This is a genomic window from Rhodococcus sp. 14-2470-1a, assembly GCF_002259425.1.
In the GTDB taxonomy this organism is placed as follows: domain Bacteria; phylum Actinomycetota; class Actinomycetes; order Mycobacteriales; family Mycobacteriaceae; genus Rhodococcoides; species Rhodococcoides fascians_E.
In genome coordinates, this window is sequence record NZ_NPFZ01000034.1 from 132,663 (window position 1) to 158,655 (window position 25,993).

Here is a 25,993-nt window from a genome sequence, read left to right on the forward strand (position 1 = left end):
CATGACCACGATGCTCCTCGCGAACGTACCCGCCACCCGACGAGGTTCCGGCGCCCCCACCGCGATATTCCGAGACGTCACCCCGAATCTGTTCACCACGGTGATGGGGACGGGCATCGTCGCCACCGCGGCGGCGACGCTCCCCGTCCAGTTCGTCGGGCTGCGGGTGTTCGCGACGATCGTGTGGGCCTCGGCTGCGTTCGTCATGATCGCGCTGACGGTCGCGCTGGCCGTCCACTGGACCGTGCACCGCGTGCACGCCCTGGCTCACGCGGCGAATCCGGTGACGGTGCAGTTCTACGGCGCTCCCCCGATGGCTCTGCTCACTGTCGGTGCGGGCGCGGAACTTCTCGGCGGCGACATTCTGGGCAACGCGACGGCGATGGCCGTCTTCGCGACGTTGTGGACGGCCGGGACCGTGCTCGGGGTCCTCGCCAGCGTGACTGTTCCGTACCTCATGATCACCACGCACGACCACACCGACGTGGCTGCTCTACCAGCGTGGTTGATCCCCGTCGTTCCTCCGATGGTGTCCGCGTCCACCGGCGCGTTACTACTCCCGCACGTCGCACCCGGCCAGGGGCGGTCGGCCATGCTCGTCGGGTGTTACGCGCTGTTCGGGCTTTCGCTCGTCGTCGGCATGCTGACCGTGGCCCTGGTGTACGGGCGTCTGCTCCACCGCGGTGCACCCGCTGCTCAGGCCGCCCCCACGATATGGATCACCCTCGGGATCGTGGGCCAATCCGTCACGGCGGCAGTGCTTCTCGGCAACGACGCAGCGCTGGTGTTCACGGGCGACGACGCGACGATCGCCACAGGTCTACGGGTGTTCGGGATTGTCCACGGGCTGGTGATGGGCGGCTTCGGAGTGTTCGTGTTCGCCCTCGCCGCGGCCGTGACAATGCGCTCCCTGCGTCGTGAACCAAGCTTCTCCATGAGCTGGTGGTCGTTCACGTTCCCGATCGGAACGTGCGTCACCGGCGCGACCGCGCTCGGCGGCGCTCTCGGCTCCGCAGCTGTCGACGCCGTGGCCGTCGTCCTCTACGTGGTGCTGGTCTCTGCCTGGGCGGTGGTCGTCGCCCGCACCGTCTGTTCCCTCACGTCCACCCATGCGCCGCGGGTGGGTGCTCGGTGATCCAGTGCCGGGCGATGTCGACACGTCGAGCGATCCACACCTTCTCGTGCGACTGGACGTGGTCGAGGAAACGCTCCAGCGCCCTGATGCGGGCCGGACGTCCGACGAGTCGGCAGTGCAACCCCACCGACAGCATCTTCGGTGAACCGGCTTCACCCTCGGCATACAGAACGTCGAACGCATCGCGGAGGTGCGCGAAGAACTCCTCCCCCGTCGAGAATCCACCGGGCGACGAGAAACGCATGTCGTTGGTGTCGAGCGTGTACGGGACGACGAGGTGGTCCACGGTGTCCGACCCGCGATCCACCCGGGCCCAATACGGCAGGTCGTCGGCGTAGGAATCCGAGTCGTACAGAAATCCTCCGTGCTCGACGACGAGCGACCGGGTGTTGGGTGAGTCGCGGCCGGTGTACCACCCGAGCGGAGCCGATCCCGTCAGCTCGGTCAAGATCTCCATGGCTTCGGCCATGTGTTCACGCTCGACGTGCTCGTCGATCAGTTGATAACCGATCCAACGCAATCCGTGACTCGCGATTTCGTGCCCTTGTTCGACGAAGGCGGCCACCGCGTCCGGATTGCGCTGCATCGCACGGGCGACGGCGAACACGGTCAACGGCAGTCCGCGACGCTCGAACACACGAAGCACTCGCCATACGCCGGCACGAGATCCGTACTCGTACAACGACTCCATACTCATGTGCCGGTTGGGAAACGCCTGAGCTCCGATCATCTCGGACAGAAAGGTCTCCGATGCCGTATCACCGTCCAGAACGTTGTTCTCGGACCCTTCTTCGTAGTTGAGCACGAACTGAACGGCGATCCGTGCCCCACCCGGCCACCGCGGATCAGGAGGATGTGCGCCGTAACCGACCATGTCGCGCGGGTAGGGCACACGGGAGTGGGACAGTCGTTCCGAAGTCACGAAAGTCGAGTCTTCCAGCAATCGCGCCGCCGCGCCGAGGATACGGACCCTGGTGGCTACGACGGACGGTCGTATGCAAATATTGACGAAGACGAGCGCGCCTGCCGACGGCGTGAGACATGACCCGAGAGGATCGACCGGTGGCACAAACCGAGCTGAACCCCGCTTCGTACGACCCGGTCGAGTACACCCACGAGGACATCGCCGAGGTCCCGTCCGCCGAGTGGGGATGGAGCGGTGAGTCCGGCAAAGCCATGCGCATCGCGGCGATCGTCGTTGCGGCCATGCTGCTGTTCATGATTCACGGCAACCACACGGGCCTGGTCGAGGACCTGTGGCTCATCGGCTTCGCGATCGCGCTGGTCGGCATCGTGGTGCGCGACGTGATCGTGCGCCGCAAGCCTCGCTGACGAACTTCCCAGGTCTTCCTTCGTCGCAGGTCTTCCTACTTACGTCGAATGCCCGGTACGACTCGAAGTCGTACCGGGCATTCGCGTTTTCGGGAAGCAGCGCGCCTAGTTCTCGGCAGCGAGCTGCCCGCACGCAGCGGCGATTTCCTGCCCGCGAGTATCGCGGACCGTGCAGGACACACCTTGGGCGATGACTCGTCGCACGAATTCACGCTCGACGTCCTTCGGGCTCGCGTCCCACTCGCTGCCCGGCGTCGGGTTGAGCGGAATCAGGTTGACGTGCACTCGCGAACCCAGTGCCTTGTGCAGCTTCTTGCCGAGCATGTCGGCCCGCCACGGCTGGTCGTTGACGTTCTTGATCATCGCGTACTCGATCGACACACGGCGACCGGTTCGGTCTGCGTAGTAGCGAGCCGCCGACAGGACCTCGGCCACGGACCACCGATTGTTCACCGGCACCAAGGTGTCGCGTAGCTCGTCGTCGGGAGTGTGGAGCGACACTGCGAGGGTCACCGACAACCCCTCGTCGGCGAGCTTGCGGATCGCCGGCGCCAGTCCGACGGTCGACACGGTCACCGACCGCTGGGACAGACCGAGCCCGTCCGGCGCGGGCGAGACGATCTTTCGGACGGCTGCGACGACGCGCTTGTAGTTCGCGAGAGGCTCGCCCATACCCATGAACACCACGTTGGACAGTCGGCCTTCGCCACCGGCGACCACGCCGTCACGCAGATCCGCCGCCGCCGAACGCACCTGGTCCACGATCTCGGCTGTGGTCAGGTTGCGGTCGAGACCACCCTGTCCCGTTGCGCAGAACGGGCACGCCATTCCGCAGCCCGCCTGACTGGAGATGCACAGTGTCGCGCGGTCCGGGTACCGCATCAGGACACTCTCGAGCAGGGTGCCGTCGTTCGCCTTCCACAGCGTTTTGCGTGTGTCGCCGTCGTCGCACGCCAGGTGTTTGATCGGCGTCAACAGTGTGGGGAACAGGTCGGCGCCGACCTTCTCACGCACAGCGGCGGGAAGGTCCGTCATCTTGCTCGTGTCCGCTTCGAGGCGGCTGTAGTAGTGCCTGGCCAACTGGTCGGCACGGAATGCAGGCAATCCGAGTGCCTTCACCGCGTCCTTGAGGCCGTCACGATCGAGATCCGCCAGGTGACGCGCAGGCATTCCACGCTTCCGATCCGCGAACACCAGCGGAAGCGCGGCCCTCGTCGGTGTGGACGTGCCCTCGGCCGAGTCCGGCGAGGGAGCAGTCCCGGTAGCAGCGTGTGCGTCGGAAACGGAAGCGGAGTCACTCATAGTGCCTCCAGTGTCCCACTCCTGCGCACCGACGCCTATTCAGCACGGTTCACCGTCGCCGCCGTCCGTTTCCAGCTCGATGCGGAGGGGTAACCGAATCGACAGCAGATACGCGTGCATTCCCGCCTCGCGTACGAAAGGATCGAACAATGTCCACACCAGCAGGAGATCGCAACGACGGCTCGTTTCCGGACGCGTCGGCACCGTACGAGGACTCGGGTTCGTCGGCGATCACGACGCCGGATTCGGACCAGCACAGCGCACCCGATCCGGAGGCCGTTCGCGACACGAGACCTGCCGTCGGGACGGCGCCGGACGGTATCGCGCACACCAAAGCCGCAGCTACGTGGACCGGCCTGGTGGTCGGCGCGATCGTACTGGTGATCCTTCTCATATTCATCTTGCAGAATCTCGACGCCGTGCCTGTGGAAATATTCGTGTGGACGTTCGAGCTTCCGCTCGGCGTGAGTATGTTGCTGGCCGCGATTGCCGGTGCCCTCGTGATGGCCCTGGCGGGCGGAGTCCGAATTCTTCAGATTCGGCGTGCGGCAAAACGCAAATAACGGATCGAACCGGTGAACAGTATGCACACAAGCTGGCGTAGTCGAACTGAATCGATAATGCTGGTAGTGCCCGATTTCACCACAAGGAGCCTTTTGTGACCACTTTCATGGAGACACCCGTGACGTCTGGCGTCGCGCCCGAGCGTGCACGCTCGTGGCTGTTGGTACCCGCCACCAAACCCGACACGTTCACCGCAGCAGCCGAGTCCGAAGTCGATGCCGTCATTCTCGACATCGAGGACGCCGTGGCACCCGGCGCCAAGCCCGCCGCCCGCGACGCTGTCGTCTCCTGGCTGGAAGCCGGAAACTCCGCCTGGGTACGAGTGAACGACGCGACCACGAGCTTCTGGGCCGACGACCTCGCCGCCCTGTCCGGCCTGAAGGGCCTCGCAGGCATCATGCTGGCCAAGACCGAAAGCGGAAGCCAGGTCGAGGCAACCGCGTCGCGCCTGGCCGAGGGAACGCGCATCCTCGCACTCGTCGAATCCGCCATGGGTCTCGAAGCAACACCCGAGATCGCGCGCGCGGACTCCACGTTCCGGCTGGCGTTCGGCAGCGGCGACTTCCGGCGCGACACCGGAATGAGCGACGAGCCCCTGGCCATGGCGTACCCACGTTCGAGGCTCGTCGTGTCGTCACGAGCGGCACGCCTCCCCGGTCCGATCGACGGTCCCACCCTTACCGCGAACGAGAGCATCCTCTCGCGCGACTCGGCCCTGACGGTGTCGATGGGCATGACCGGCAAACTGTGCATGCACGCCGAGCAGGCTCCTACCGTCAACCGTGAGCTCGCACCGTCGCCGTCCGACGTGACCTGGGCCGACGAGGTCGTCGACGCACTCGGCGCCGACGGAGCACGAGTGAAGGACGGCAGCGACCTTCCACGTCTCGCCAAAGCGTTGAAAATTCGCGACGCCGCCGAGATCTTCGGAGTTCGCGCCGGGTGAGCCGAACGGTCAGGCCAGTTCGATGCCGGCAGGTTTGTGCCGGACATGGACCCGGTACCTGACATCGAAGCCAAGGCCAGGGATGCTGCGTGCAGCCCTGGCCGCTGTGCGTCGGGTGAACTCGATCCCCAGAACCTCCCGCATCGTCCGGCGATCCGAGAACTTCCACCGGGTGTCGACACGCGTCAACGCGAATCCTTGCGCCTCGAAGAATGCTTCCACGGCGCTGCAGTTGTACTTCGGCAGGTCGGCGCGCATCCAGTCTCCGTAGGGCGACGACGAGACGTCGAGATCCACCACGACGAGACTTCCACCCGGAGTGAGCACTCGCAGCGCTTCGGTGATCCCCGGCCCTGCCCCGACGCCGAAGAAGTAGGCCGTTCGGGCGTGCACCAGATCCACGGACGAGTCCGGCAACGGTAACGATTCCGCGTGACCCGCGACCACCTCGACGTTGTGCAGGCCGCTCACTCGTGTCGCAGCCGCCTCCCGGAGTGGCTCGTGCGGCTCGACGCCGATGACCCGACTCGCGTCGGCCGCGAAGTCCGGCAGATGGAATCCTGTTCCGCATCCGACGTCGACCACGACGCGGCCGGCCCAAGGAACCACCGCACGCAGATACCGTGGGATGTTTCCGTCGGCGTCCTGCGCCAGATTCTCCGCCTCGTAGATCTCCGGCCAGTGCCAGATGTTCGGGCTGGGGATGGTGCGGGGATCCGTCACAGCAGGATCGCGAACACCAGCCACGCTACGAAAGCCGACGGAAGCAACGAGTCCAGACGATCCATGATGCCGCCGTGACCCGGTAGCAGCGTACCCATGTCCTTGATCCGGAGATCGCGCTTGACCTGAGATTCGATGAGGTCGCCGAGCGTACCCGTCACCACGAGCACGACGCCGAGGAGAACGCCGATCATGGAGTTGGCGTCGAGGATGAGTGTGACCGTCAGAAGGCTGCCGATCACGCAGAACAGTAACGACCCGGCCAGACCTTCCCAGGACTTCTTGGGACTGATCGCCGGGGCCATCGGGTGCTTGCCGAACAGCACCCCGGCAACATATCCGCCGACGTCGGAGCAGACGACCGCGATCAGGAACACCAGAACCCGTCCCGCACCGTTCTCTTCCAGCACCATCAGCACGGCGAACGAAGCCAGAAGCGGTAGCCAGCAGGCCACGAGAACGGTGACGGCGAGTTCGCGCAGGTAATTCTTCGGTGCCGATCCAAGCCCCTGCTGCAGCAGCAGCCAGACCATGCACACCAGCACGGTCGCCGCCGTGGCACTCAGCACACCCGTCGTACCCCACGGCCATCCGGACCAGATGATCGCTTGACCACCGGCGATGAGCGGGATACGCGGAACCAGAATGCCCGCCTCACGAAGACGCTTGGACACCTCGTAGGTCGCGACCGCCAGCGCGACGGCGACCACTCCTATCCACACCCGCGGCGCGAACACCATGATCAGGATCAGCGAGATCCCCAGACCACCACCGACGCCGATGGCGGCGGGAAGATTACGGCCGGCCTTGCCGGACGACTTGGCAGCTGCACTGCCCGTACCGTTCGGGTCGGGTGCGGCAGACCCCAGTGGTCGTTCCGTACCCGCCACGACGCTGTCTCCTTGCTTCACGTGTTCCACTTCGGTTCCGCGAGGACCCGACCTCCGCAGCGCGGAAGGTCAGACCTCCATCAAGTCCGCTTCCTTACGCTTGACGAGCTCGTCGATCGCGGCGGTGTACTTCGACGTCGTCTTGTCGAGCTCGTTCTCGGCCCTGACGACCTCGTCCTCGCCTGCCTCGCCGTCCTTCTGGATGCGCTTGAGCTCTTCCATGGTCTTGCGGCGGACGTTGCGGATGGACACCTTGGCGTCCTCGCCCTTGCCCTTGGCCTGCTTGACGAACTCGCGGCGTCGTTCCTCCGTCAACTGGGGCACCCCGATGCGGATCAGGTTGCCGTCGTTGGTGGGGTTCACGCCCAGGTCGGAGTTCCTGATCGCGGTCTCGATGGGGCCGAGCTGAGCAGCCTCGTACGGCTTGATGACGACGAGCCGAGCCTCGGGGACGTTGATGCTCGCGAGCTGGGTGATCGGGGTGGGCGCCCCGTAGTACTCGACGACGATGCGATTGAACATGCCGGGATTCGCGCGGCCGGTACGGATGCCCGACAGATCGTCGCGGGCGACGGTGACAGCCTTCTCCATCTTTTCTTCTGCGTCGAAGAGCGCTTCGTCGATCACGGTCTGTCCTCCATAGTTCTTGCCGGCATCCCGGCTCCTCGTTCGTCGGTCACGTCGTTCACGACTTGACCAAAGTACCGATGCTCTCGCCTGCAACCGCACGCGCGATGTTGCCCTGCGTCAACAGGTTGAACACCATGATCGGCATCTGATTGTCCATACACAGGCTGAAGGCGGTGGCGTCGGCGACCTTCAGTCCCTTCTCGAGCACCTGCCGATGCGTGATGGAGTCGTACATCGTTGCCTCGGGATCGAGCTTCGGGTCGGCGGAGTACACCCCGTCGACGGCCTTGGCCATGAGCAGCACTTCCGCGCCGATCTCGAGTGCACGCTGAGCGGCCGTGGTGTCGGTGGAGAAGTACGGCATTCCCATCCCGGCACCGAAAATGACCACTCGGCCCTTCTCGAGATGACGCCGTGCGCGTAACGGGAGGTACGGCTCCGCCACCTGCCCCATGGTGATCGCGGTCTGCACACGGGTCGCGACGCCCTGCTTCTCCAGGAAATCCTGCAGTGCGAGGCAGTTCATGACCGTACCCAGCATGCCCATGTAATCGGAGCGCGAACGATCCATACCGCGTACCTGAAGCTCTGCTCCGCGGAAGAAGTTTCCACCGCCGATGACGACGGCTACCTGGACGCCCGTGGAGACCACTTCGGCAATCTGTTCGGCTACGTTGTTGACGACATCCGGGTCAAGGCCGACCTGGCCTCCTCCGAACATCTCACCACCCAGCTTCAGCATCACTCGCTTGAATCCGGGGCGGTCGGTGGCGGGATCGGTCATTGCTCTCCTCGGTTCTCGCCTTCTCGAATGCGCACGGTGAAAAAGGCACTTCGAAGCACCTACGGTCTCATCCTGCCCTATCGGCAGCGTCGCGGGCGACACCGCCCACGACGCGTCGGCACTCGGCCACGCCGGTCCCGACACGGACGATGCCGCCCGCTCGACGTGTGTCGAGCGGGCGGCATCGCAGGTGACCGATTTCGTCGACTCACGAGAAGTCGATCAGTTCGCCCCGACCTCGAAGCGTGCGAAACGCACCAGCGTCACGCCTGCCTCGTCGAGGATGGCCTTCACGGACTTCTTGGAATCCTGGACCGAGGACTGCTCGGTCAGCACGACGTCCTTGAAGAATCCGTTGACACGGCCTTCGATGATCTTCGGCAGAGCCTGCTCCGGCTTGCCTTCCTCGCGTGCGGTCTCCTCGGCGATACGACGCTCGGACGCGACGATCTCCTCGGGAACCTCGTCACGCGTGACGTACTTGGCCTTGAGTGCGGCAACCTGCATGGCTGCGCCGCGAGCGGCCTCGGCTGCGGCTTCGCCCTCGCCGGTGTACTCGACGAGAACGCCGACGGCGGGGGGAAGATCTGCGCTGCGCTTGTGCAGGTAGGTGGCCACGGGTCCGTCGAAGGACACGACGCGACGGATCTCGAGCTTCTCACCGATCTTGGCCGAGAGCTCCTGCAGGGCGGTGTCGACGGTCTTGCCGTCCAAGTCGAGTGCCTTCAGCGCGTCGACGTCGGCGGGCTTGCCTTCGGCGGCAACAGCGGCGACGGAATCCGCGAACGCCTGGAACTCCTCGTTCTTTGCGACGAAGTCCGTCTCGGAGTTGATCTCGACGAGGACGCCACCCTTGGCGACGACCAGGCCTTCGGCGGTGGATCGCTCGGCGCGCTTGCCGACGTCCTTCGCGCCCTTGATGCGCAGCTGCTCGACGGCCTTGTCGAAATCCCCGTCGGTCTCGGCGAGTGCGTTCTTGCAGTCCATCATTCCGGAGCCGGTGAGCTCACGGAGCCGCTTGACGTCAGCGGCGGTGTAGTTCGCCATGTTGAGCGAGCCTCCTCGAATGCTGTGGGTATGGGTCGTCACGCGCGAAGGGCCCTGGGCGGGGTGTATCCCCCGGCCCAGGACCCGTTCGATCAAGCCTGTGTTGCAGGTGCTTCCGCAGCAGGCGTCTCGGCCGGAGCCTCGGCAGCTGCTTCCTGCGTAGCCTCGGCAGCGGGCGAAGCCTGAGCGAGCTGCTCGAGCTCCCACTCGGCGAGGGGCTCGCCTGCGCCGACCTCGGGCTTCGCGTCGGTCGAGGTGTTCTGGCCCGCGCGAGCCTGGACACCCTCGGCCACTGCAGAGGCGACGACCTTGGTCAGCAGGGCTGCGGAACGAATTGCATCGTCGTTGCCCGGGATCGGGTAGTCGACGACGTCGGGATCGCAGTTGGTGTCGAGGATCGCGATGACCGGGATCTTCAGCTTGCGAGCCTCACCGACGGCGATGTGCTCTTTGTTGGTGTCGACGATCCAGATGGCCGAGGGAACCTTGGCCATGTCACGGATACCACCGAGGGTGCGGTCCAGTTTGGTCATCTCACGCGTGAGCATGAGGATTTCCTTCTTGGTGCGTCCCTCGAAGCCACCGGTCTGCTCCATCGCCTCGAGCTCCTTGAGGCGGAGAAGGCGCTTGTGGACCGTCTGGAAGTTGGTGAGCATGCCACCGAGCCAGCGCTGGTTCACGTAGGGCATTCCCACGCGGGTCGCCTCGGCGGCGATGGACTCCTGCGCCTGCTTCTTGGTGCCGACGAACAGAACCGTGCCACCGTGAGCGACGGTTTCCTTGACGAACTCGTACGCCTTGTCGATGAAGGTCAGAGTCTGCTGCAAGTCGATGATGTAGATGCCGTTGCGGTCGGTGAAGATGAATCGCTTCATCTTCGGGTTCCAGCGACGGGTCTGGTGTCCGAAGTGTGTGCCGCTGTCGAGCAGCTGCTTCATGGTTACTACAGCCATGGCTGAATAACTCTCTTTCGATTGCCGGTTGACGCAGAGTGCCGTGTGACCTCTGCCCTGGCGACCGCTGGCTGCCGGACCCGCTCGCATCGATGCGGGACCGCCGACAACCGGTTACGAAGTACGTGCCACCGAGGTGGATACTTGCGTTACGCGGACGCGCGAAGTCGACCCGTGCAGGCACAGGTCGCTCACACAGTGTACGACGTCCGCGCCCCTGGTCATAACCGGCCTCCGACGACAGTCGCATACAAGCCTGTGGATGAAGGATTTCGCTATCCACAGGCAGAGCCTCACGGCGTCGGTCGGCGCTGACCTGTCGTGCACGCTGAAGCGATGCGAAAACTCGTCGGTCGTTCAGCGACAACTCTTCTCGTCACCATCGCCCTCGTGGTCGCCGTCCTTCCACCGGTAGGCGCAACGCCGGCCCGTGCCGACGGCACCGGATTCACATGGCCGCTGGCACCCCGCCCGCACGTGCTCCGCGCGTTCGACCCACCCGAGCACGACTGGCTACCCGGTCACCGGGGTGTCGATCTCGCGGGCGTGGACGGACAGAACGTTCTGGCTGCAGGCGAAGGAACCGTCGTCTTCGCCGGAACCGTCGCGGGCAAGCCCGTGGTGTCGATCGATCACCCGAGTGGCTTGCGGACCACGTACGAGCCGGTACGTGCGGCGACGTCCGCGGGTACCCGGGTCGGACGCGGCAACGTGATCGGGGTTCTGGAAGCAGAACACCCCGGCTGCGATGGAGCATGCCTTCACTGGGGGGTGCGTCGCGGACGCGACTATCTGGATCCGACCGTCCTCGTCGAACGTGCACCCGTCCGACTCAAGCCGCTGACGTCCTAACGCCAGCTGGGTCCGGAATGACGGCCCGACGCAGCGGGGAAATCATCCGCGACCATCGCCGCGAGTTCGACGAAGGCAGCCCTGGTCTGAGGTCGCAACAGATCGAGGTCCACGACAGCGCCCTCGGCCAGGTGCTCGTCGAACGGCACGACGAGCACGGCACGACACCGTTCCAGAAAGTGCTGGGTCAACAAGTTCATGTCGACGGCGGACGAACCGGGACGAACCGAACTGATGACGACGACGGTGCGCTCGACGAGGTGGCCGTACCCGTGCAGCTGCAGCCAATCCAGGGTGGCGGCAGCGCTCCGAGCACCGTCCACGGCCGGTGAAGACACGAGCACGAGCGCGTTGGCGAGCTGCAGTACACCGTTCATCGCCGAGTGCATGATCCCGGTACCGCAATCCGTCAGAATCAGGTTGTAATACACCTGCAGCATCTCGATGACGGACCGGTAGTCCTGCTCGCCGAACATCTCCGACGCGGCAGGATCACGTTCTCCGGCAAGGACTTCCAACCGACTGGGAGCCTGCGACGTGTGGGCACGAATATCCGAGTACCGGCGGATGTTCGGCGCGTCCGCCAACAGATCGCGCACGGTGGACGACGTCTGCCTCGGAACCCTCTCCCCGAGCGTGCCGAAATCCGGATTAGCGTCCACGGCGATCACACAATCCCCGCGGAGCGATGCGAAGGTGGCACCGAGACCCAGCGTGGTGGTCGTCTTGCCGACGCCGCCCTTCAAGGAGAGGAAAGCGATGCGGTAGTCACCGAGCACGGGCTGCCGAATGCGTTCCACCTGGTTGCGGTAGCGCTCCTCGGCAGTCGACTCGCCTGGATTGATGACGCCGCCGGTGAGCCGATGAACGCCCCGGCGCCACCCGGAGGTGGACGCACGTTTGGGTCGGCGGAGCAAACTGTCCGGGGCGAGATCCTGACTGGTCGGCTGAAAGCGAGGGTCGTGCGGCTGGCCTCCGGGGAACCCACCGCGATCGCGGTCGTCGGAAGTACCGGCCGGGCCCGGCGCCCACGGCGGGGTCCATTCCTCCGGACGCGGGGTGCCCGCGGACGGTCTGTCAGCGGGCGGTCTGTCAGCGGGCGGTCTGTCAGCGGGCGGTCTGTCAGCGGGCGGCGCAGGTGCGTCGGGCTGGGACGGTGACGTGAACCTGGGCGGCGCGGGCTGCCGTTCCGAACCGCGCGGAGTCTGCCAGGGCGGAGCTTGACGCTCCCCGTTCATCGACGTCCCGGTGAACGGAGCCTGGTGAGCGGTGCGTACCGGCTCGACGGGCGTGGTGCTGGGTCGAGCTGCACCGTTCGAGCCGGTCTGGGCACGTATCGACCACGCCGCCGATGCGCCGTGCGTGTGCTCGCGGTCCACGGTCCCCCCGTCTCCACAATCATGGGCATGTTCTGTGTCACTCACGGCAGTGCCGGAAGGACACCGGATATCCGAACACGACATCTCTTCGAGCCCGGAATACTTCGCAAGCGGTCTGTTTCCTACGACGCTACCAAACACTTGCGAATCAGCATGTGGCAGCGCTCACGCGGCGAGCTGGTCACGCCCGGGGGTGCGCCCTGTCGTGGACCGCGCGCAGACGGTCGACCGACACGTGAGTGTAGATCTGAGTGGTGGCGAGTGACGAGTGCCCGAGAAGTTCCTGCACCACCCGCAGGTCGGCTCCCCCTTCGAGAAGATGGGTAGCTGCAGAATGCCTCAACCCGTGCGGGGCGAGGTCAGGTGCACCCGGCACGGAGGCCAGGACCTCGTGCACGGCCGTGCGGGCCTGACGCGGATCCAACCGTCCCCCACGACGTCCCAGCAGGAGCGCGCCGCCGGACCGCTCCGTGGCGAGCTCCGGGCGTCCGTGCGCGAGCCACTGGTTCAACGACTCCGCCGCCGGCCCACCGAACGGCGCGGACCGCTCCTTGTCCCCCTTTCCGATCACGCGGACCACCCGACGCTGATCGTCGACGTCACCGATGTCGAGTCCGCAGAGCTCGCTGACGCGGATTCCGGTGGCGTAGAGCAGCTCCACGACGAGCCGGTCCCGCACGGCGATCGGATCGAGTTCCTCGGCTCCGACCTTCGCCCACGACATCGCTTCGTCGGCTTGGTTCTGCTTCAGAACGGACGGAAGATGCCTCCCTGCCCGGGGGGCCGACAGTCGCAGCGCTGGATCCGTGTTCATTCGGCCTGTTCCGACGCACCAGGCCGTGAAGGATTTCGCCGACGACGTCCGTCGAGCCAACGACGTTCTGGCCGCCCCGCTTCGGGCCTGCGAGGCCAGCCAGGATCGAAGCACCTGCAGGTCGAGCCCACTCAGTTCACTCGTCTCGTTCACGCCGACGACGTAGTTCAGCAGCGATTCGGCGTCGCGCAGGTAAGCACGGACCGTGTGCGGCGAACGGTCTCGACCCAGTGTCAGATACTCCGCGTACTCGTCGAGATGGACTCTCAGAGTCGTCGGCAAGGCATCCATACCCGTAAGACTCTCCGCCGCGGCGCCCGTCGGCAAGCGGACGCGCGGGCGTCAGGCAGATGCGCCGGACTCGGCCTGAGCCAACTCGCGCTTCCACTCACGGAACTTCTCTTCGGTCCGTCCTCGACGCCAGTACCCGGAGATCGACGCCCAGTCGGCGGGCACTCCGCGTTCCTTGCGGACGTATCCACGCAGGTTGTGCATCACGGCCTGCGCCTCGCCGTGAATGAAAACCTGGGCGCGGCCCGGCAACCACTCCGTCGATTTCACGGCCTCGATCAGCGGAGCGTTGTCCCCTGCCTTGTCGTCCTCCACCTCGTTGGACGGGGCGCCCCGATGCACCCAGGTGACGTCGACGACGGCCAGCGTCTCGAAGTAGATCTCGTCCTTGCGGTCTGCGACCTCGACGAACACCTTGGCAATCGCGTCCTCGGGAAGCGATTCGACCGCCGCGGCGATCGCCGGGATCGCGGACTCGTCACCGGCGAGTAGGTGCCAGTCCGCCTCGGGCTTCGGACGGTAGGCCCCGTTCGGGCCGTACACACCGATCTGTTCCCCGGGCTGCACGCGTGCTGCCCATGGACCGGCAACACCCTCGTCACCGTGCACGACGAAGTCGATCGCGATCTCGCGCTTCCGAGTGTCGACCGATCTGACCGTGTAGGTCCTGAGCACCTCGTCGTCACCCTGAGCGAAGATCAGCTTGACGTAGGAATCGGTGAAGTCGGTCGGCGTGAATCCGTCGAAGCCCGGGTCGCCGAGGTAGACCCGATGCATGTGGGGCGTCAAGGCCTCGGTACGGAGGACGGTCAGAACAGTTTTCTCGCGTGCCACGTGGTTTCAGCCTTTCCGAGCTGTCTCGTGCGATCGGTGAGTAAGTATTACCTAAATAGGCTACCGGTCCCGATGTCGTCATGGCCGCACCAGCCGGAACCAGCCGGTGTCGTCACTGGAGACGAAACCCTCGAGTTCGAGCAGCGGCAACACCGATCGCACCTTCGCGACGGGCACGGACGATGCCTCCGACAACTCCTGCGGGGAGCGCGTTCCTGTTGCGGGCAGCGCTTCGTACACCAGCAAGGCGTTGTCGGACAACGCGTCGAGGTCACGAAACATCGAGGGACGACCTTCTCCGACTTCCCCGGACGGCCCGGCTTCGGCCACGACGTCGTGGGCGTCGGCCACGAGGCGCGCCTCACCTTCGCGAATCATCCGGTGGCACCCCTTGGACGACGCGGAGGTGACGGGTCCTGGCACCGCCAGCACCGGCTTTCCGAGTTTGCGCGCCCAGGCTGCGGTGTTGCGTGCACCGCTCCTCCACCCCGCTTCCACGACGACGACCGCGGATCCGAAAGCAGCGACGATCCGGTTGCGTGAGAGGAAGCGATGGCGAGCCGGGGTAGTACCGGGCCCGTACTCGCTGATGACCGCACCACTGTCGGCGATCCTCTGCAGCAACCTCGAATGCCCCGATGGATAGGCACGGTCGACGCCGCAGGCCAGTACGGCGACCGTTCTGCCGGACACGCCGAGGGCAGCACGATGCGCGGCTGCGTCGATTCCGAACGCGGCACCCGACACGATGGTCCACCCGTCGACGGCAAGATCGCCCGCGATCTCGGCGGTGACGTGTTCCCCGTATGCCGTCGCCGCTCGGGTGCCGACGATCGAGACGGCCCGCTCCACGAGTTCGTCGACGGGCGTGGCGCCGAGGACCCACAACGCGCACGGCCCGCACCGATCGGCACCCTCGCCGAGTCCGGCGCCGTCGAACGCCAGCAGTCGCCACATCGGCCATTCCGGATCGTCCGGAGTCACCAATCGTCCACCCAGTGTGTCCATCAGGTCCAGGTCGGCGGCTGCCGTGTCGACGTGCGACCGCACGGCGAGCCGCTCACCCAACGCGCCGCCGACGACCGCCGCTCGAGCCTCCTCGGGTCCGGCGGACAGCGCGAAGTCCAGCAGCGGACGGTGTGGGCCCTGCGCGGCCCGAGACAGGTACGCCCAGGCCAGTTTTCGCGGATCGTGCGTCCTCACGAGATACCCCTGTCCCTGAAATCCAATGCCGCTCCTACTTCTTCCAGGCCCGGCGCGTCGCTCCCCGCGAGATCGCTGAGCGTCCACGACACTCGAAGTGCTCTGTCGGCCCCTCGCGCCGTCAACGATCCGGTGCGCAGGGCGCGTTCGAGAGGTCGCAGCGCGGCGTTGCTCAACCTGAACTTCTGCCGCAGTGCGGGCCCGGGTACCTCGGCGTTGGTCGTCCATCCGAATTCACGCCATCGCTCCGCTGCGGCGTCTCGCGCACCCGTCACACGTGATCGAACCGCGTCGGTCGACTCGCCCACGTCGTCCACCAACGCACCCGTCGCCACCGCCTGCATCGCGATGCGTAGATCCACCCGATCCATCAGAGGCCCGGAAAGTTTTCCCAGATACTTTCGCCGAATCGTGGGTGCGCAGACACAGTCGGCACTTCGGGCGGGCGCACACGGACATGGGTTGGCCGCGAGAATCAGCTGGAACCGTGCAGGGTAACGAGCAACTCCGTCGCGTCGCGCGATCCGGATCTCCCCGTCTTCGAGCGGAGTTCGCAGCGCTTCCAACGTCTTCGCGCCCATCTCGGCGCATTCGTCCAGGAACAACACTCCCCTGTGTGCGCGGCTGACGGCGCCGGGTTTGGCCATTCCCGTGCCACCGCCGACCAGCGCACTCACGGTGGTCGAGTGGTGCGGTGCGATGAACGGCGGCGCCGTGATCAGCGGCCGATCCCCCGTCAACGTTCCTGCCACCGAGTGGATTGCCGTGACCTCCAGCGACTCCGCATCGGTCAGCGGAGGAAGGATGCCGGGAAGTCGTTGCGCCAGCATCGTTTTGCCGATACCCGGAGGACCGGTCAGCATGATGTGGTGCGCGCCTGCTGCGGCGACCTCCAGTGCCCACCGCGCCTCCTCCTGCCCCACGACCTCGCTCATGTCCGGGTACACGGCATCGTCGCTCGGCACCGACGGAACACCCCGATCGAGCACCGTCTCGCCGCGAAGCCACGCGACGACCTCGGTCAACGACGACGCGCCCAGAACCTCGATTCCCTCGACCAGACTGGCTTCGGCCAGTGCGGACGACGGTACGACCACCCGTTGCCACCCGGCCCGTTCGACGGCAATGACGGCGGGAAGTACTCCGCGCACGCCTCGTAGTCGACCGTCGAGCGCCAACTCCCCGAGAAAGACCGCACTTTCCGAGGATCGCCGTGGGATCTGCTTCGCCGCATCGAGAACCGCCAGAGACAGTGCCAGTGCACAGATTCACTTATCACTGTTCTAAATCAGAACGGCGCCGGAACGGGCTTCCCTCCCGTATCCGACGCCTAGGCCACACAACGGATTGGACCCGTCATGCAACGTTCCCGAAGTCTATCCAGCGCCACCGACACAGCTATTTCCGCGTTCGTCGCCCTAGCCGTTCTGTTCCTCGCGTATCGGGTGACCGTCGCGGTATGCCGCCTCGTCCTCGTCCTGGGTTGGTACGTCTCGTGAACTCCGAAGCCACCCACGCCGCGCTGGCGGCCGTCGAACCACTGTCACGCGCCGAACTGTGGGCCGCACTGAAGTTCCTGTCCTACGCCGATCCCGACGCCGTACTAACCGCCGTCGGCCAGACGATCGCAATAGCGGGACCGCGCCACGCCTGACCCTTCCGCTTCACCGTCGTTTTCTGTGGCCGTTCGACGTAAACCAACGCCGCCCAGTTGCTTGTGCTGACAATCCGGTGGACCTGGCCACCGGAGCCGTCGCCTCGTCCGATCACCGACGCCACGGTCACCTGACAGCCGGTCACGCCCACATGCGTGATCGGCTATCGGGCGTGGGATGGAACGGTCAGCGGGTCAACTGGGAGCGCTCTACTGGGAGCATCAAGACACAGGGCGAAGCTCCGTCCGGTGAAGCACAGCCGCCGTCAGGCGTCCGCTTCCGTCGGACGGTCGCGCCACTTCGGAACCACGATCACTTCGCAGCGTTCCTTCGGCGCAATGCCCATTCGTTCTTCGGTGCCGTCGGCCAACCTGACAGTGACGACGCCCGCCTCCGTGTCCATCCAGGTGATTCGACCCCATCTGTCCCGCACAGGATCGTGGACGTACTCGTGATCGAACCGAAGCCAATCGCCGCGGTGTTCGTGAAGCTCCGAACCCTGGACGTGGGTCCACAAGGATTCATCGGTGAAGTCAGGTGGCGTCATGGCGTGAACGTATCGAAATTCTCCGCGACACGCCGGGGGTTCGGCACGACAAACCGACCATTTCGGGTGAACACTTGTTCGAGGAAGGTCGCGGGGAAGCTGCCTTCCAGGAATGGAGAGTCAGCAATGGCATCAGCAGACGAATACGATTGGGTACGAATTCCCGCCGGTCAGGTCACCCCCGGTGACACGCTGGGACGAGTCGAGAACGGTCAGCCGTACATGATTCGGGTCAGATCGGTCGAGATGAGCTACGTGGGCGGCGTAACGAAGATCGTCGTGATGAGCGACCCGGAGAACGGCAAGGCGAAGCGCATCACGTTCGAAGACTGGCACGAGGCGATCAAGCTAGTCCGCCGCCGGGCAGCGTAGAACTTACTGCGCGTCGGTTCCGCAAACAGGGACCGACGCGCGGTACCGTCGTCGTGTAACGCCGCTGGCCGTGGGCCGGGCATCCGATCTTCGATCAGGAAGCCTTCCCATGAACGCACCCATTGCGGACGTCATCGCTCAATCCATCATCGACAACACGGTCCGGCTCGTCTTCGACGGCGTGGCCTTCGGCGTCGGATTCTGGATAGGCAAGTACCGACGACCACCGAACGGCCCAGGTCACAACCCGGATAGTGGGCCTATCCTGGGTGCATGACACTTCAGTCCGACCTGGCCAAACTCCGGCGCGAACAACGCGTGTTGGCCGACATGCAACGTCGCGTCTCCGGTCAGATCCGGGATCGTGTCCGCGCCGCACACGAGGCCGGGGCGTCGTGGGCCGAAATCGCTACCGCGGCCGGAGTCACGAAAGCCAGAATCGGCCAATTGCTGAAATCGTAATCTGTTGCGCCACAGCGGATTACGTCATAACGGTACCCTATGGGGGTATCTGGGCGCCCCGCGTGTATATATTCGGACGGTACCGCTGAGGGTGTCCGCTAGGGGGGTCGCGATAATTCCCCGGCGATCCCGACCGGCCAGCGTCCACACACAGCGACGAACACAGTCGCGGTTACCGTCCGACCTGCGCAGATAAGCACAGGGCACAGGAACGGCCCCGGCACCCTGTAGCGGAGGGGAATCAATCGGCCGCTAAGAGGCCGGGGCCGTCTGTCGGACTGACCCGCGTCGATCGACGAAGACGGTTGCGGGTCAGTCCGTGGACCGGCGTTCGTGTTGTTCCACCAACGCGTCGGCCGGTCCTGGGTGTGCCGCGGGTACGCGGGGGCACTCCGAGTCCCAAACCGCGGCACAACTGTCGGCGAAGTCTCCCGGCCCCGCCGACAGCAGTTCTAAGGGGTCACCACACGTAGTCGGACGGTGACGGTGACTGCCCGTCGTCCTCCGGGTTGCAGTGACCCAGCTCGTCGAGCGGGATCACGTTCGGCATGGACGCCAACACCTTCGCCATGGTCGGATCGGCTTCCAGGACGGTCATCCAGTGCGCCTTGCGGGCCGGAGGAATCGCACCCTTCGACACGGCAGCGTTCACGGCCTGTTCGCGTTCACGCGTTGCCGCGGCGGCGGCCACTGCCCGGCCTCGTTCGGCTTCGGACCTGAGCGTCTCGTACACCGTCGGATCGATGACGAGGCCGCCCGTCTTCGCTGCCACGGCGGCGGCGTCGACCGGCGCGGTGGCCAGATCCTCCACCGCCAGGACGACGGTTTCGGCGTCGGTCACGTCCGTCGTCAGACCGACGGCTTCCAGCAGTCGGGTGATCTGTTCGGGTGTGAATTCCATTGTCTCCCTAGCCTTCCAGTCCGATGATCTTCACCACGGCGTCCGGCTTCTCCGGTGCGAAGTACGGATTCGCATAGCCCTGGACGTAGTGCTGACGCTTGCGGCGGTCCGGGATCGTCTCCACCGTCAGAGGAGTCTCGAAACCGACCTTGCCCAGGCCGCCCTTCTCCACGACGAACGCAGTTCCGGCGGTGACCCGCGGTGTGCTGAACAGTTCGACGTCGGCGGACTTCAGCATGGCGTCCAACTGTTCGCCGTACGAGGCGCGGAGTTGGTGGGCCTGATTCGGGTGGACGACCAGCAGATCGAACACCGTCCCCAGTTCCTTCAGCTCCGCGTGCAGACGCGCCGCCGAAATGTCCGCCGACGGCCGAAGGGCCGCCGGGGTGATCGCATCGGCCGGGCCGACGATCACCAGGTTTTCCCAGGTCTGCCCGGCGATCGTCTGTTCGGCACCGATCACGGCCTCCACCGCGTCCATGGCCGATTTGTTCAGCTTGCGCACGATCGAATTCGTGAGCTGTTGCACCTGGGCGTTCAGGTAGGACGTCAGGTTCCGCTTCTCTTGTGCGTCCGTGACCGGGAAGGCGCCGCCGAAGTCCTCGACCAATGCCTGGCGGACGTCGGGGTCCACACCGTCCACGATCGGGTATTCGCTGCCTTCGGTGCGCGCCTCGACGTCAGCGCCGTCAGCCAGGAACTTGTCGGCAGCCTTGGCCTGAACGAACAGGTACGAGCCACCGACCGGAGCCGGGCCGGGGGTGAAGAATTTGTCCAGGACCAGTTCCGGTTCGGCCAGCTCCGCCACGCGGAAGGCGATCAGCTCCGGGCGCTGAAGGGCCATGGGAACGGTGATCGACTGATTCTGTCCGGTGCCGTTCAGTGTCGGCTGAAGAATGCTAGGCATGTCGCCAAATCCTTTCTAGTACAAAGAAACTTCGACGGCGGACCCGGACGCGGCGGCGGACAACGCGTAGCCGACAGCCTTACCGGAGGACAACGCCACGGCCTGACCGTCAGCGCCCACCTGGATTTCGGTGAACGCCGCGATGGCGCCGGACGCCTTCACCTTCACCACACGGCTGTTACCGCGGGCCAGGCTGACCGCGCCGCCCGTTGCGGCGTCGTACTTCACGACTCCGGCGGTACGTCCGCCCGCGTCGGCGTGGGCAACGGGAATCATGCCGTTACCCGTCCGGTTGCCGGTGATCTTCGCGAACCGGCCAGCGACGACCGGAGCCGACGCCACGGCGGATAGGTCCGATCCTGGCGCGTACTTGTCGACAGTGAGGTTTCCCATGTCGGTTACTTCCCTTCCAACGTGTCGAGAACGGATTGAGCACGACGAGCACGACGCCGGGAAGCGGCGACACGAACGGCCGTGCGCTGTGCAGGTGTAGGGGCGGCGCGGCCGATCGACGCCCGGACCAACTGGCCGCGAGCCGCGGCGTGACGGCCTCCGCTGTAGAGCTGAACCACGTCGTCCAGCCCGCGCAGCGTCGGGATACCGGCGGCCGTGGCGCCCAGTAGTGCCACACCGTCCAGCACGAGGGCATGGCGGCTACCGTCGGCGGCCTCGTAGTTCGTGAAGGCTTCGACGCTCCGCTGTGGCCAGGCTGTCCGCATCGCCGCGGCGATCGCCGCCGGAACGTTCACGAGGTCACCGACGAGAGTCTGTCCGTTGTCCACGATCCGCAGGTTCGCGATGGTGCCCAGGGCCGGTTCGCCGTCGTACCGCGGATCTGTGTGACCCACCTTCACCACGGGAGTACGGCCCACGCCAGCCGCACGAGCGGCGACCGCGGCGTGAAGGTCAGCCGGAGTCACGACCCACACGCCGGTACTGATTTCCCACCGACCCACACGGATCAGTTCGACCCCGCGGACCGTGCGCAGATCCGGCCTAGGCACGAGGGCCGCCGATCGCGCTACCGATCGCGCTGAGAAGCGCGTGCAATGACGGACCGGCTGTCGTAGAACCACCGTCCGCCGCGCCGTTGGCCTCGCAACTTCCCACGCGTGCGGAGGTCACGGACGTTGGCAGGAGTGCATCCCAGCAACTCCGCAACATCGTTCGTGGTGAACTCGTGTTCATCCACCGATGCTGACACAGATTCGATGGAAACACGTTGCGCCGCTTGCGTTCTTGCGTTTGAACTTGCGTCAACATCAGACGCCGGGTCCATCATGGCCGCTTCCAACTGATTACGGAGTCCGTAGAACTCCGGGTGCAGTTGCCGCGGCGCCACCTTGTCCGCCAGCTTGTCGATCGCCAGAAGCGTCAGCCCGGCATCGTGGCGGGAAATAATGATCGCCCCGTCATCGATCCGAAGGACGGTCACTTCTGTTCCTGCCCGTCACGAAGGCACCGGTCACTGTCGAAATCGATGTACTTGGCTTCTCCGGCCGCCAGCCGTGTCATCTCCTGAAGATGATCTTCGATCTGCCCCGCACGCATCCATGACAACGTCTGTTCGATCCGCCCGTACAAGTTTTGGACAGCGCGCCGCGCGGCCACAGGACCGTCGCCGAGCACCGAAGCCACACCCAAAACCACTGGATCCGTCCACGGTTGTACCTCGTCCTTCCCCGGCATTCGAGTACCAACCAATCCCGTGAAACCTCCCGGAGTGACCCGACCCACCGGGTAGTCGTCCACTGTCCACGTCGGATGGACGTCCAGAAACCACCGGTCCACCGACACCATGAGGGCGTAACGTAACCGCTCACGCTGACGCGGTAGCGGACCAAGCATTCTCGAATGACGTTGGTCTAGAACACTGGTCAGCGAAGCGGCTACGGCGTCGTCAACCTGGGCGACCCATGCCGCGGTCAGGGCTTCCCAGGCCGCCGCCTCCGCCTCCCGTGCGGCGCGTCGTTCCCGTGCCGGACGGGTCCGTTCCCGGATCGCCGCCACACGCTCCGACGCTTCACCGTAGGCCGACGGGTCCGCGGCCGATGCCGTCAGCTCGAACAGTGGTTCGTCAGTCATCGTTCTCGTCCTGTTCCTTCGAAGTGGTGAAGAAGTACTCGTGTCCGGCGACGACGCCCTGGCGGTACCGACGCGGGGACGACCGAATCCAGGCGCGGCATTCCGTGAGGACCGGACACAGCCCGCATATCCGGATCGCCTGTTCATGGCGGGCCACGACCGAAGCGCGGACCTCGTTGTCCCCGGCCGGGTCGAAGATCGCATGGCGACCGTGACACGCCGCCCGTGAACGCCAGTCCTCGTTCAGTGAGTAATCGGCGGTGCGGCTGATCGCCGGGTCCGGTGCGGAGCCGGGTTGGTCCTGTCCCCCAGGCCGCTGTGAGGACCTACCTCGTCCCCTCGTCCCTACCTCGTCCCTGCCTCGTCCCGGACGCGGTAAGTAGGCTCGTCCCCCTCGTCCCTGGTCCTTTAACAGGGACGAGGGACGAGGCGTTACGACCTGCTGTTTTATACCAATCAATTTCCTACCTCGTCCCTTGTCGATTTCGGCTACCTCGTCCCTGCTCATTTCGCGGCCTGGGCATCGTCGGCGTACGGGTCACCGGCTGGCAGTGCCGACCGAACTTCCATGTCGTCCGCTTCGCGATACGGCCGGACGAACGTCAGACGGTTGTTGATCGGATCGTTCGCCAGGTAGCCCTCTGTCACGAGAGCTTTCACATTGGCCCGAATCCGGGCGCCCTGGCCCGTCACCCGGCGTTCGACAGCCGCGGCCGACCACTCCGTTTCGCCGTCGTCCATCGCGGATTCGATCGACCGGCTGATCGATTCCATGAGCTTCGGTCGCCGGGCCGTGGCGACCGACGCGTCCACTTGCTTACCGGCGCCCGAAACGAGCGATAGCGACAACGTGTCCCCGGTGGAATCCACGATCACGTCACCGACCAAATGGGAGTGATCCCCGGCGCGGTAGTCGGTGCAGTGTCGGCGGACTTCCGACGGCCGGTCCTTCCCGATACGAAGCCGGATCTTCCCGACGGTCCCCTTACCCACCGGGGCGTCACGATCAGGTTCGACCATGTACGCCGCCCCGGTGATATCGGCCATCTTCGCCTGGGCGCCGATCGCGTACCGTCCCCGCGAATCCTTGTCCTTCGTGACGTGATCGACCATCGCCACGGCCGCTCCGGTCCTCGTGGCCAACGCACGCGGTAGCTTGCGCGTCCACAGGTTCACGTCGTCGTTGCTCTGAGACGAGGCGCCGAACGTGCCGATCGACGCCGTCACACCGTCGATCACCGCCAGCGAATACTTCCCCGGCGTCAACAGTCCCAGGAACGCCGCACGGTCCCCAGGCGTCGAATCCGGGGCCGCTTCGGGTAGGCGGTAGTCGAAGTACGTTTCGATCTGTTCCACAGTCGCGCCCATGTCCACCAACCGACGCGTGACCGACACAGGGTCGGACTCGTAGTCCAAATACAGAACGTGGTGACCCGATCCCATTTCGAGGACACAAACCCATTGCAACACAAGCGATTTACCGGATTCGCTTTCACCATGGAACGAGTGGGTCAGACCTGGATACAACAGGAATCGGCCGTCCGAACGAGGAAAGATCGTCGGCTGTTGCGCCTCGTTGTTACCGCGGGCGATCGCGCCAAGATCGATCCGTTTCCACGTCGATTCCGCCGGGGCCGGGGCGTCACCGATCGCGAAATCTTCGGCGGCGTGCTCCGGTGGCAGTTGGGCGATCCCCCAGCTTGCGCACGCGTCCCCGATTCGGCCGGCGAATTTCGTCCACGCCTCGTACTGGATCTTCGACAGGGTTTGTGTCCGGAACTGTCGTACATAGTCCGCCAGCCCGTCCGGTGGATTGTCGGTCCACAGGTGCAGGTTCGGCGAGAAGTACGCCTCGTGGGTGCATCCGTCCTCGTGCGCTACCGCCGACTTCGGGTTGTCGTGCGGTCCCGGCGCTGTCCACGTCGGGCACCCGCACGAGTCCGTATGTCCGGTTGCTGTCCAGCCGTCCGGTTCCAGCAACGCGTCCCAGGGTGTCGCCGCGGACCAGTCGTCGATCGGACCGGCCACGCGTTCACGTGCGAGACGTTCGGCCCTCACCTGTCCCCATGCTTCGATATCGGCCCGGAGGAACTCCGGTAGCGGACGGACTGCGCCCTGCCACCGATACGGCCCTTCGGCGCGCTTCGACGGCGGCGCCAGTACGAGCCGGTTCACCCAGTACGCCGTCCAGCCGTCGCGGCTGACCGAACCCGAGTCGGGCCGGTCCATCCCTGCGGGGACCGTGAAGTAGTAGTGGCCGCCGTCGCGGTGAACCCATTCGTTCGTCGCCTCGTCGAACTTGCCCGGCGACAGCACGGTGGCCGAAATCGCGTGGCCCGTGCGTTCGAGGTATTCCGCCTCGAACTTTTCCCTGTCGGCGGCGTTGTCCGCGTCCACGACGACGAGGCCGGATCGTCCGACTTCGATGCCGAAGTTCACTACGCCGTGTTGCTTTTCTGCCCGTGCGAAGTACTTCACTGCACGGTCGGTGTCGGTGGTCGCGACGTGGACGCCGGACTTCGAGCGTGCCTTCTGATAGGCCACGACGCCGCGACCCTTCGCCGCTTCCTGGGCGTCGGCGTCGTCGGCCCGCTTCTGGACCGCGGTGCGCATGTCCAGCGGCATCTTGTCCGTCGGCGATACGGGTACGACAGCCAGCCCGGCCCGGACAGCGGCGCGGACGTACGGGCCCAGGTCCGCGTTCTGGCCCTCCGGCCTCGAACCCAGGACGGATTCGATCGCGTCAGATCCGATCATTTCGCGGTATCCTTGCTGTGGTTTGGTAGCCAGTTCTGTTGTTTCGGGGATCCGTCACGAGTCGCGCCGTGGCGGATTTTCCGTTTCACGAGTCACCAACTGACACAGTGCGATTCGGCACAGATCCGGTCCGCAGTAGTGACGTGATTCGGTCCCGCTGAGCGTCGGTCAGCGGCGGCGCCGAAGCCAGGACACGAGCGACGTGATCGGCTACGTCATCGGTTGTTTCCACCGCTTTGGGTTCGGTGCTGAACATGGCTTCGACGTCGGCCGGTTTGATTCGATACCGGCCACGGGGACCGACGCGGTACGCCTTCAGGCGGCCTTCTTCGATGTAGCCGCGGATCGTGCGTTCGTGCTTACCGACACGTTCGGCGACTTCTTGAATGCTGAAATATTCGGATCCGGCGCTACTAGACCGGCTTCGAGTGGTGGGCATGGCGTGTCTCCACGGATGGAAGATCGATACCGTCGCCTCTCCGTACAAGGGTTCGCACGTAGCGCCCTACAGGGACTGTCGAAACGCGTCTTCCGCTTCGCCGGTATTTACAGTTCTACCCGACGCAGGCCGCGTTTAATAGTCCCCTCAAACAGCGAATTATGTTGCAGCACAACCGGTATAGGTCAG

General features: G+C 65.2%; 31 protein-coding genes and 1 pseudogene. 9 read left to right on the plus strand and 23 right to left on the minus strand.

Going from position 1 to position 25,993, the window contains the following annotated elements; translation table 11 throughout:
• The first annotated feature begins 1 nt into the window (after position 1).
• Positions 2 to 1,135, plus strand: a complete 1,134-nt coding sequence (locus tag CH292_RS24490) for a TDT family transporter (RefSeq protein ID WP_094655950.1) — start codon at positions 2 to 4, stop codon at positions 1,133 to 1,135.
• Here CH292_RS24490 and puuE read toward each other — a convergent pair.
• Positions 1,098 to 2,009 carry an allantoinase PuuE gene (gene puuE / locus CH292_RS24495; protein WP_179278076.1) on the minus strand — a complete coding sequence of 304 codons (912 nt, stop codon included), beginning with the start codon at positions 2,007 to 2,009 and terminating at the stop codon, positions 1,098 to 1,100. The genes CH292_RS24490 and puuE overlap by 38 nt on opposite strands.
• 188 nt (positions 2,010 to 2,197) lie before the next feature.
• On the opposite strand from puuE, the gene CH292_RS24500 reads away from it, so the two are divergent.
• Complete coding sequence (locus tag CH292_RS24500; protein WP_019664234.1) at positions 2,198 to 2,467, plus strand: DUF2631 domain-containing protein; 270 nt, start codon at positions 2,198 to 2,200, stop codon at positions 2,465 to 2,467.
• Positions 2,468 to 2,572: 105 nt separating this feature from the next.
• Here the strand turns inward: CH292_RS24500 and rlmN are convergent, their stop codons facing one another.
• Complete coding sequence (rlmN, locus tag CH292_RS24505) at positions 2,573 to 3,637, minus strand: 23S rRNA (adenine(2503)-C(2))-methyltransferase RlmN (RefSeq protein WP_051104840.1); 1,065 nt, start codon at positions 3,635 to 3,637, stop codon at positions 2,573 to 2,575.
• A gap of 281 nt (positions 3,638 to 3,918) precedes the next feature.
• On the opposite strand from rlmN, the gene CH292_RS24510 reads away from it, so the two are divergent.
• Positions 3,919 to 4,332, plus strand: a complete 414-nt coding sequence (locus tag CH292_RS24510; RefSeq protein WP_019664237.1) for a lipopolysaccharide assembly LapA domain-containing protein — start codon at positions 3,919 to 3,921, stop codon at positions 4,330 to 4,332.
• 107 nt (positions 4,333 to 4,439) lie between these two features.
• Positions 4,440 to 5,279 (plus strand): CoA ester lyase, encoded by an 840-nt coding sequence (locus CH292_RS24515; RefSeq protein ID WP_020110286.1) that lies wholly within the window; start codon positions 4,440 to 4,442, stop codon positions 5,277 to 5,279.
• A 9-nt stretch (positions 5,280 to 5,288) separates the two neighbouring features.
• On the opposite strand, the gene CH292_RS24520 is transcribed toward CH292_RS24515, so the two are convergent.
• From CH292_RS24520 to rpsB, 6 genes are all read right to left on the minus strand, one after another.
• Positions 5,289 to 6,002, minus strand: a complete 714-nt coding sequence (locus tag CH292_RS24520; RefSeq protein ID WP_019664239.1) for a class I SAM-dependent methyltransferase — start codon at positions 6,000 to 6,002, stop codon at positions 5,289 to 5,291.
• Positions 5,999 to 6,871 carry a phosphatidate cytidylyltransferase gene (locus CH292_RS24525; protein WP_256978561.1) on the minus strand — a complete coding sequence of 291 codons (873 nt, stop codon included), beginning with the start codon at positions 6,869 to 6,871 and terminating at the stop codon, positions 5,999 to 6,001. The genes CH292_RS24520 and CH292_RS24525 overlap by 4 nt, the downstream gene beginning before the upstream one ends.
• Positions 6,872 to 6,961: 90 nt before the next feature.
• Positions 6,962 to 7,519, minus strand: a complete 558-nt coding sequence (gene frr, locus CH292_RS24530) for a ribosome recycling factor (protein ID WP_019664241.1) — start codon at positions 7,517 to 7,519, stop codon at positions 6,962 to 6,964.
• Between the two features lie 58 nt (positions 7,520 to 7,577).
• Complete coding sequence (gene pyrH / locus CH292_RS24535) at positions 7,578 to 8,306, minus strand: UMP kinase (protein WP_019664242.1); 729 nt, start codon at positions 8,304 to 8,306, stop codon at positions 7,578 to 7,580.
• A 222-nt stretch (positions 8,307 to 8,528) separates the two neighbouring features.
• Positions 8,529 to 9,353 (minus strand): translation elongation factor Ts, encoded by an 825-nt coding sequence (gene tsf / locus CH292_RS24540; RefSeq protein WP_019664243.1) that lies wholly within the window; start codon positions 9,351 to 9,353, stop codon positions 8,529 to 8,531.
• 92 nt (positions 9,354 to 9,445) lie between these two features.
• Entirely contained in the window at positions 9,446 to 10,306 is an 861-nt protein-coding gene (gene rpsB / locus CH292_RS24545) for a 30S ribosomal protein S2 (RefSeq protein WP_019664244.1), read from the minus strand.
• 336 nt (positions 10,307 to 10,642) lie between these two features.
• Between rpsB and CH292_RS24550 the strand changes: the two genes are divergently transcribed.
• The gene (locus CH292_RS24550) at positions 10,643 to 11,158 is read left to right on the plus strand and encodes a M23 family metallopeptidase (protein ID WP_094655925.1); all 516 of its coding nucleotides are present in this window, start codon (positions 10,643 to 10,645) and stop codon (positions 11,156 to 11,158) included.
• Here CH292_RS24550 and CH292_RS24555 read toward each other — a convergent pair.
• The 5 genes and pseudogenes from CH292_RS24555 to CH292_RS24575 all read right to left on the minus strand — a co-directional run.
• Positions 11,155 to 12,537, minus strand: coding sequence for a MinD/ParA family protein (locus tag CH292_RS24555; RefSeq protein WP_094655926.1), 1,383 nt, complete (start codon positions 12,535 to 12,537; stop codon positions 11,155 to 11,157). The genes CH292_RS24550 and CH292_RS24555 overlap by 4 nt on opposite strands.
• 181 nt (positions 12,538 to 12,718) lie before the next feature.
• Positions 12,719 to 13,642, minus strand: coding sequence for a tyrosine recombinase XerC (locus CH292_RS24560; protein ID WP_019664247.1), 924 nt, complete (start codon positions 13,640 to 13,642; stop codon positions 12,719 to 12,721).
• Between the two features lie 51 nt (positions 13,643 to 13,693).
• On the minus strand, positions 13,694 to 14,476 hold the full coding sequence (locus CH292_RS24565; protein ID WP_019664248.1) for a siderophore-interacting protein: 783 nt from the start codon (positions 14,474 to 14,476) through the stop codon (positions 13,694 to 13,696).
• 78 nt (positions 14,477 to 14,554) lie between these two features.
• Entirely contained in the window at positions 14,555 to 15,679 is a 1,125-nt protein-coding gene (gene dprA / locus CH292_RS24570) for a DNA-processing protein DprA (protein ID WP_094655927.1), read from the minus strand.
• A pseudogene (locus CH292_RS24575) lies at positions 15,676 to 16,938 on the minus strand (YifB family Mg chelatase-like AAA ATPase); the annotation flags it as partial. The pseudogene CH292_RS24575 and the gene dprA, both read right to left, overlap by 4 nt.
• A 236-nt stretch (positions 16,939 to 17,174) precedes the next feature.
• On the opposite strand from CH292_RS24575, the gene CH292_RS29010 reads away from it, so the two are divergent.
• Positions 17,175 to 17,333 carry a hypothetical protein gene (locus CH292_RS29010; RefSeq protein ID WP_179278066.1) on the plus strand — a complete coding sequence of 53 codons (159 nt, stop codon included), beginning with the start codon at positions 17,175 to 17,177 and terminating at the stop codon, positions 17,331 to 17,333.
• A gap of 266 nt (positions 17,334 to 17,599) precedes the next feature.
• Here the strand turns inward: CH292_RS29010 and CH292_RS24580 are convergent, their stop codons facing one another.
• Positions 17,600 to 17,881 carry a hypothetical protein gene (locus CH292_RS24580; RefSeq protein ID WP_094655928.1) on the minus strand — a complete coding sequence of 94 codons (282 nt, stop codon included), beginning with the start codon at positions 17,879 to 17,881 and terminating at the stop codon, positions 17,600 to 17,602.
• Positions 17,882 to 18,007: 126 nt separating this feature from the next.
• On the opposite strand from CH292_RS24580, the gene CH292_RS24585 reads away from it, so the two are divergent.
• The 3 genes from CH292_RS24585 to CH292_RS24590 all read left to right on the plus strand — a co-directional run bounded on the left by CH292_RS24585 (position 18,008) and on the right by CH292_RS24590 (position 18,715).
• Positions 18,008 to 18,253 (plus strand): hypothetical protein, encoded by a 246-nt coding sequence (locus tag CH292_RS24585; protein WP_094655929.1) that lies wholly within the window; start codon positions 18,008 to 18,010, stop codon positions 18,251 to 18,253.
• Positions 18,254 to 18,362: 109 nt separating this feature from the next.
• Positions 18,363 to 18,530, plus strand: coding sequence for a hypothetical protein (locus tag CH292_RS29015; RefSeq protein ID WP_179278067.1), 168 nt, complete (start codon positions 18,363 to 18,365; stop codon positions 18,528 to 18,530).
• A complete protein-coding gene (locus tag CH292_RS24590; RefSeq protein WP_037162844.1) occupies positions 18,527 to 18,715 on the plus strand; it encodes a hypothetical protein in 189 nt (62 codons plus the stop codon). The genes CH292_RS29015 and CH292_RS24590 overlap by 4 nt, the downstream gene beginning before the upstream one ends.
• A 460-nt stretch (positions 18,716 to 19,175) precedes the next feature.
• Here CH292_RS24590 and CH292_RS24595 read toward each other — a convergent pair whose 3' ends face one another.
• From CH292_RS24595 to CH292_RS24635, 9 genes are all read right to left on the minus strand, one after another.
• The gene (locus CH292_RS24595; protein WP_037162841.1) at positions 19,176 to 19,616 is read right to left on the minus strand and encodes a phage protease; all 441 of its coding nucleotides are present in this window, start codon (positions 19,614 to 19,616) and stop codon (positions 19,176 to 19,178) included.
• A gap of 7 nt (positions 19,617 to 19,623) precedes the next feature.
• Entirely contained in the window at positions 19,624 to 20,523 is a 900-nt protein-coding gene (locus CH292_RS24600; protein WP_037162837.1) for a major capsid protein, read from the minus strand.
• A 15-nt stretch (positions 20,524 to 20,538) separates the two neighbouring features.
• A complete protein-coding gene (locus tag CH292_RS24605) occupies positions 20,539 to 20,916 on the minus strand; it encodes a DUF2190 family protein (RefSeq protein ID WP_037162835.1) in 378 nt (125 codons plus the stop codon).
• Positions 20,917 to 20,921: 5 nt separating this feature from the next.
• The gene (locus CH292_RS24610) at positions 20,922 to 21,527 is read right to left on the minus strand and encodes a hypothetical protein (RefSeq protein ID WP_094655930.1); all 606 of its coding nucleotides are present in this window, start codon (positions 21,525 to 21,527) and stop codon (positions 20,922 to 20,924) included.
• Between the two features lie 17 nt (positions 21,528 to 21,544).
• Entirely contained in the window at positions 21,545 to 21,958 is a 414-nt protein-coding gene (locus tag CH292_RS24615; RefSeq protein WP_037162833.1) for a helix-turn-helix domain-containing protein, read from the minus strand.
• Positions 21,955 to 22,608 carry a hypothetical protein gene (locus CH292_RS24620; RefSeq protein ID WP_094655931.1) on the minus strand — a complete coding sequence of 218 codons (654 nt, stop codon included), beginning with the start codon at positions 22,606 to 22,608 and terminating at the stop codon, positions 21,955 to 21,957. The genes CH292_RS24615 and CH292_RS24620 overlap by 4 nt, the downstream gene beginning before the upstream one ends.
• A complete protein-coding gene (locus CH292_RS29670; protein WP_094655932.1) occupies positions 22,601 to 23,116 on the minus strand; it encodes a WhiB family transcriptional regulator in 516 nt (171 codons plus the stop codon). Before CH292_RS29670 ends, CH292_RS24620 begins: the two co-directional genes overlap by 8 nt.
• Entirely contained in the window at positions 23,113 to 25,365 is a 2,253-nt protein-coding gene (locus CH292_RS24630; protein WP_094655933.1) for a bifunctional DNA primase/polymerase, read from the minus strand. The genes CH292_RS29670 and CH292_RS24630 overlap by 4 nt, the downstream gene beginning before the upstream one ends.
• An 85-nt stretch (positions 25,366 to 25,450) precedes the next feature.
• Entirely contained in the window at positions 25,451 to 25,804 is a 354-nt protein-coding gene (locus CH292_RS24635; protein ID WP_094655934.1) for a helix-turn-helix domain-containing protein, read from the minus strand.
• Positions 25,805 to 25,993: the final 189 nt, after the last annotated feature.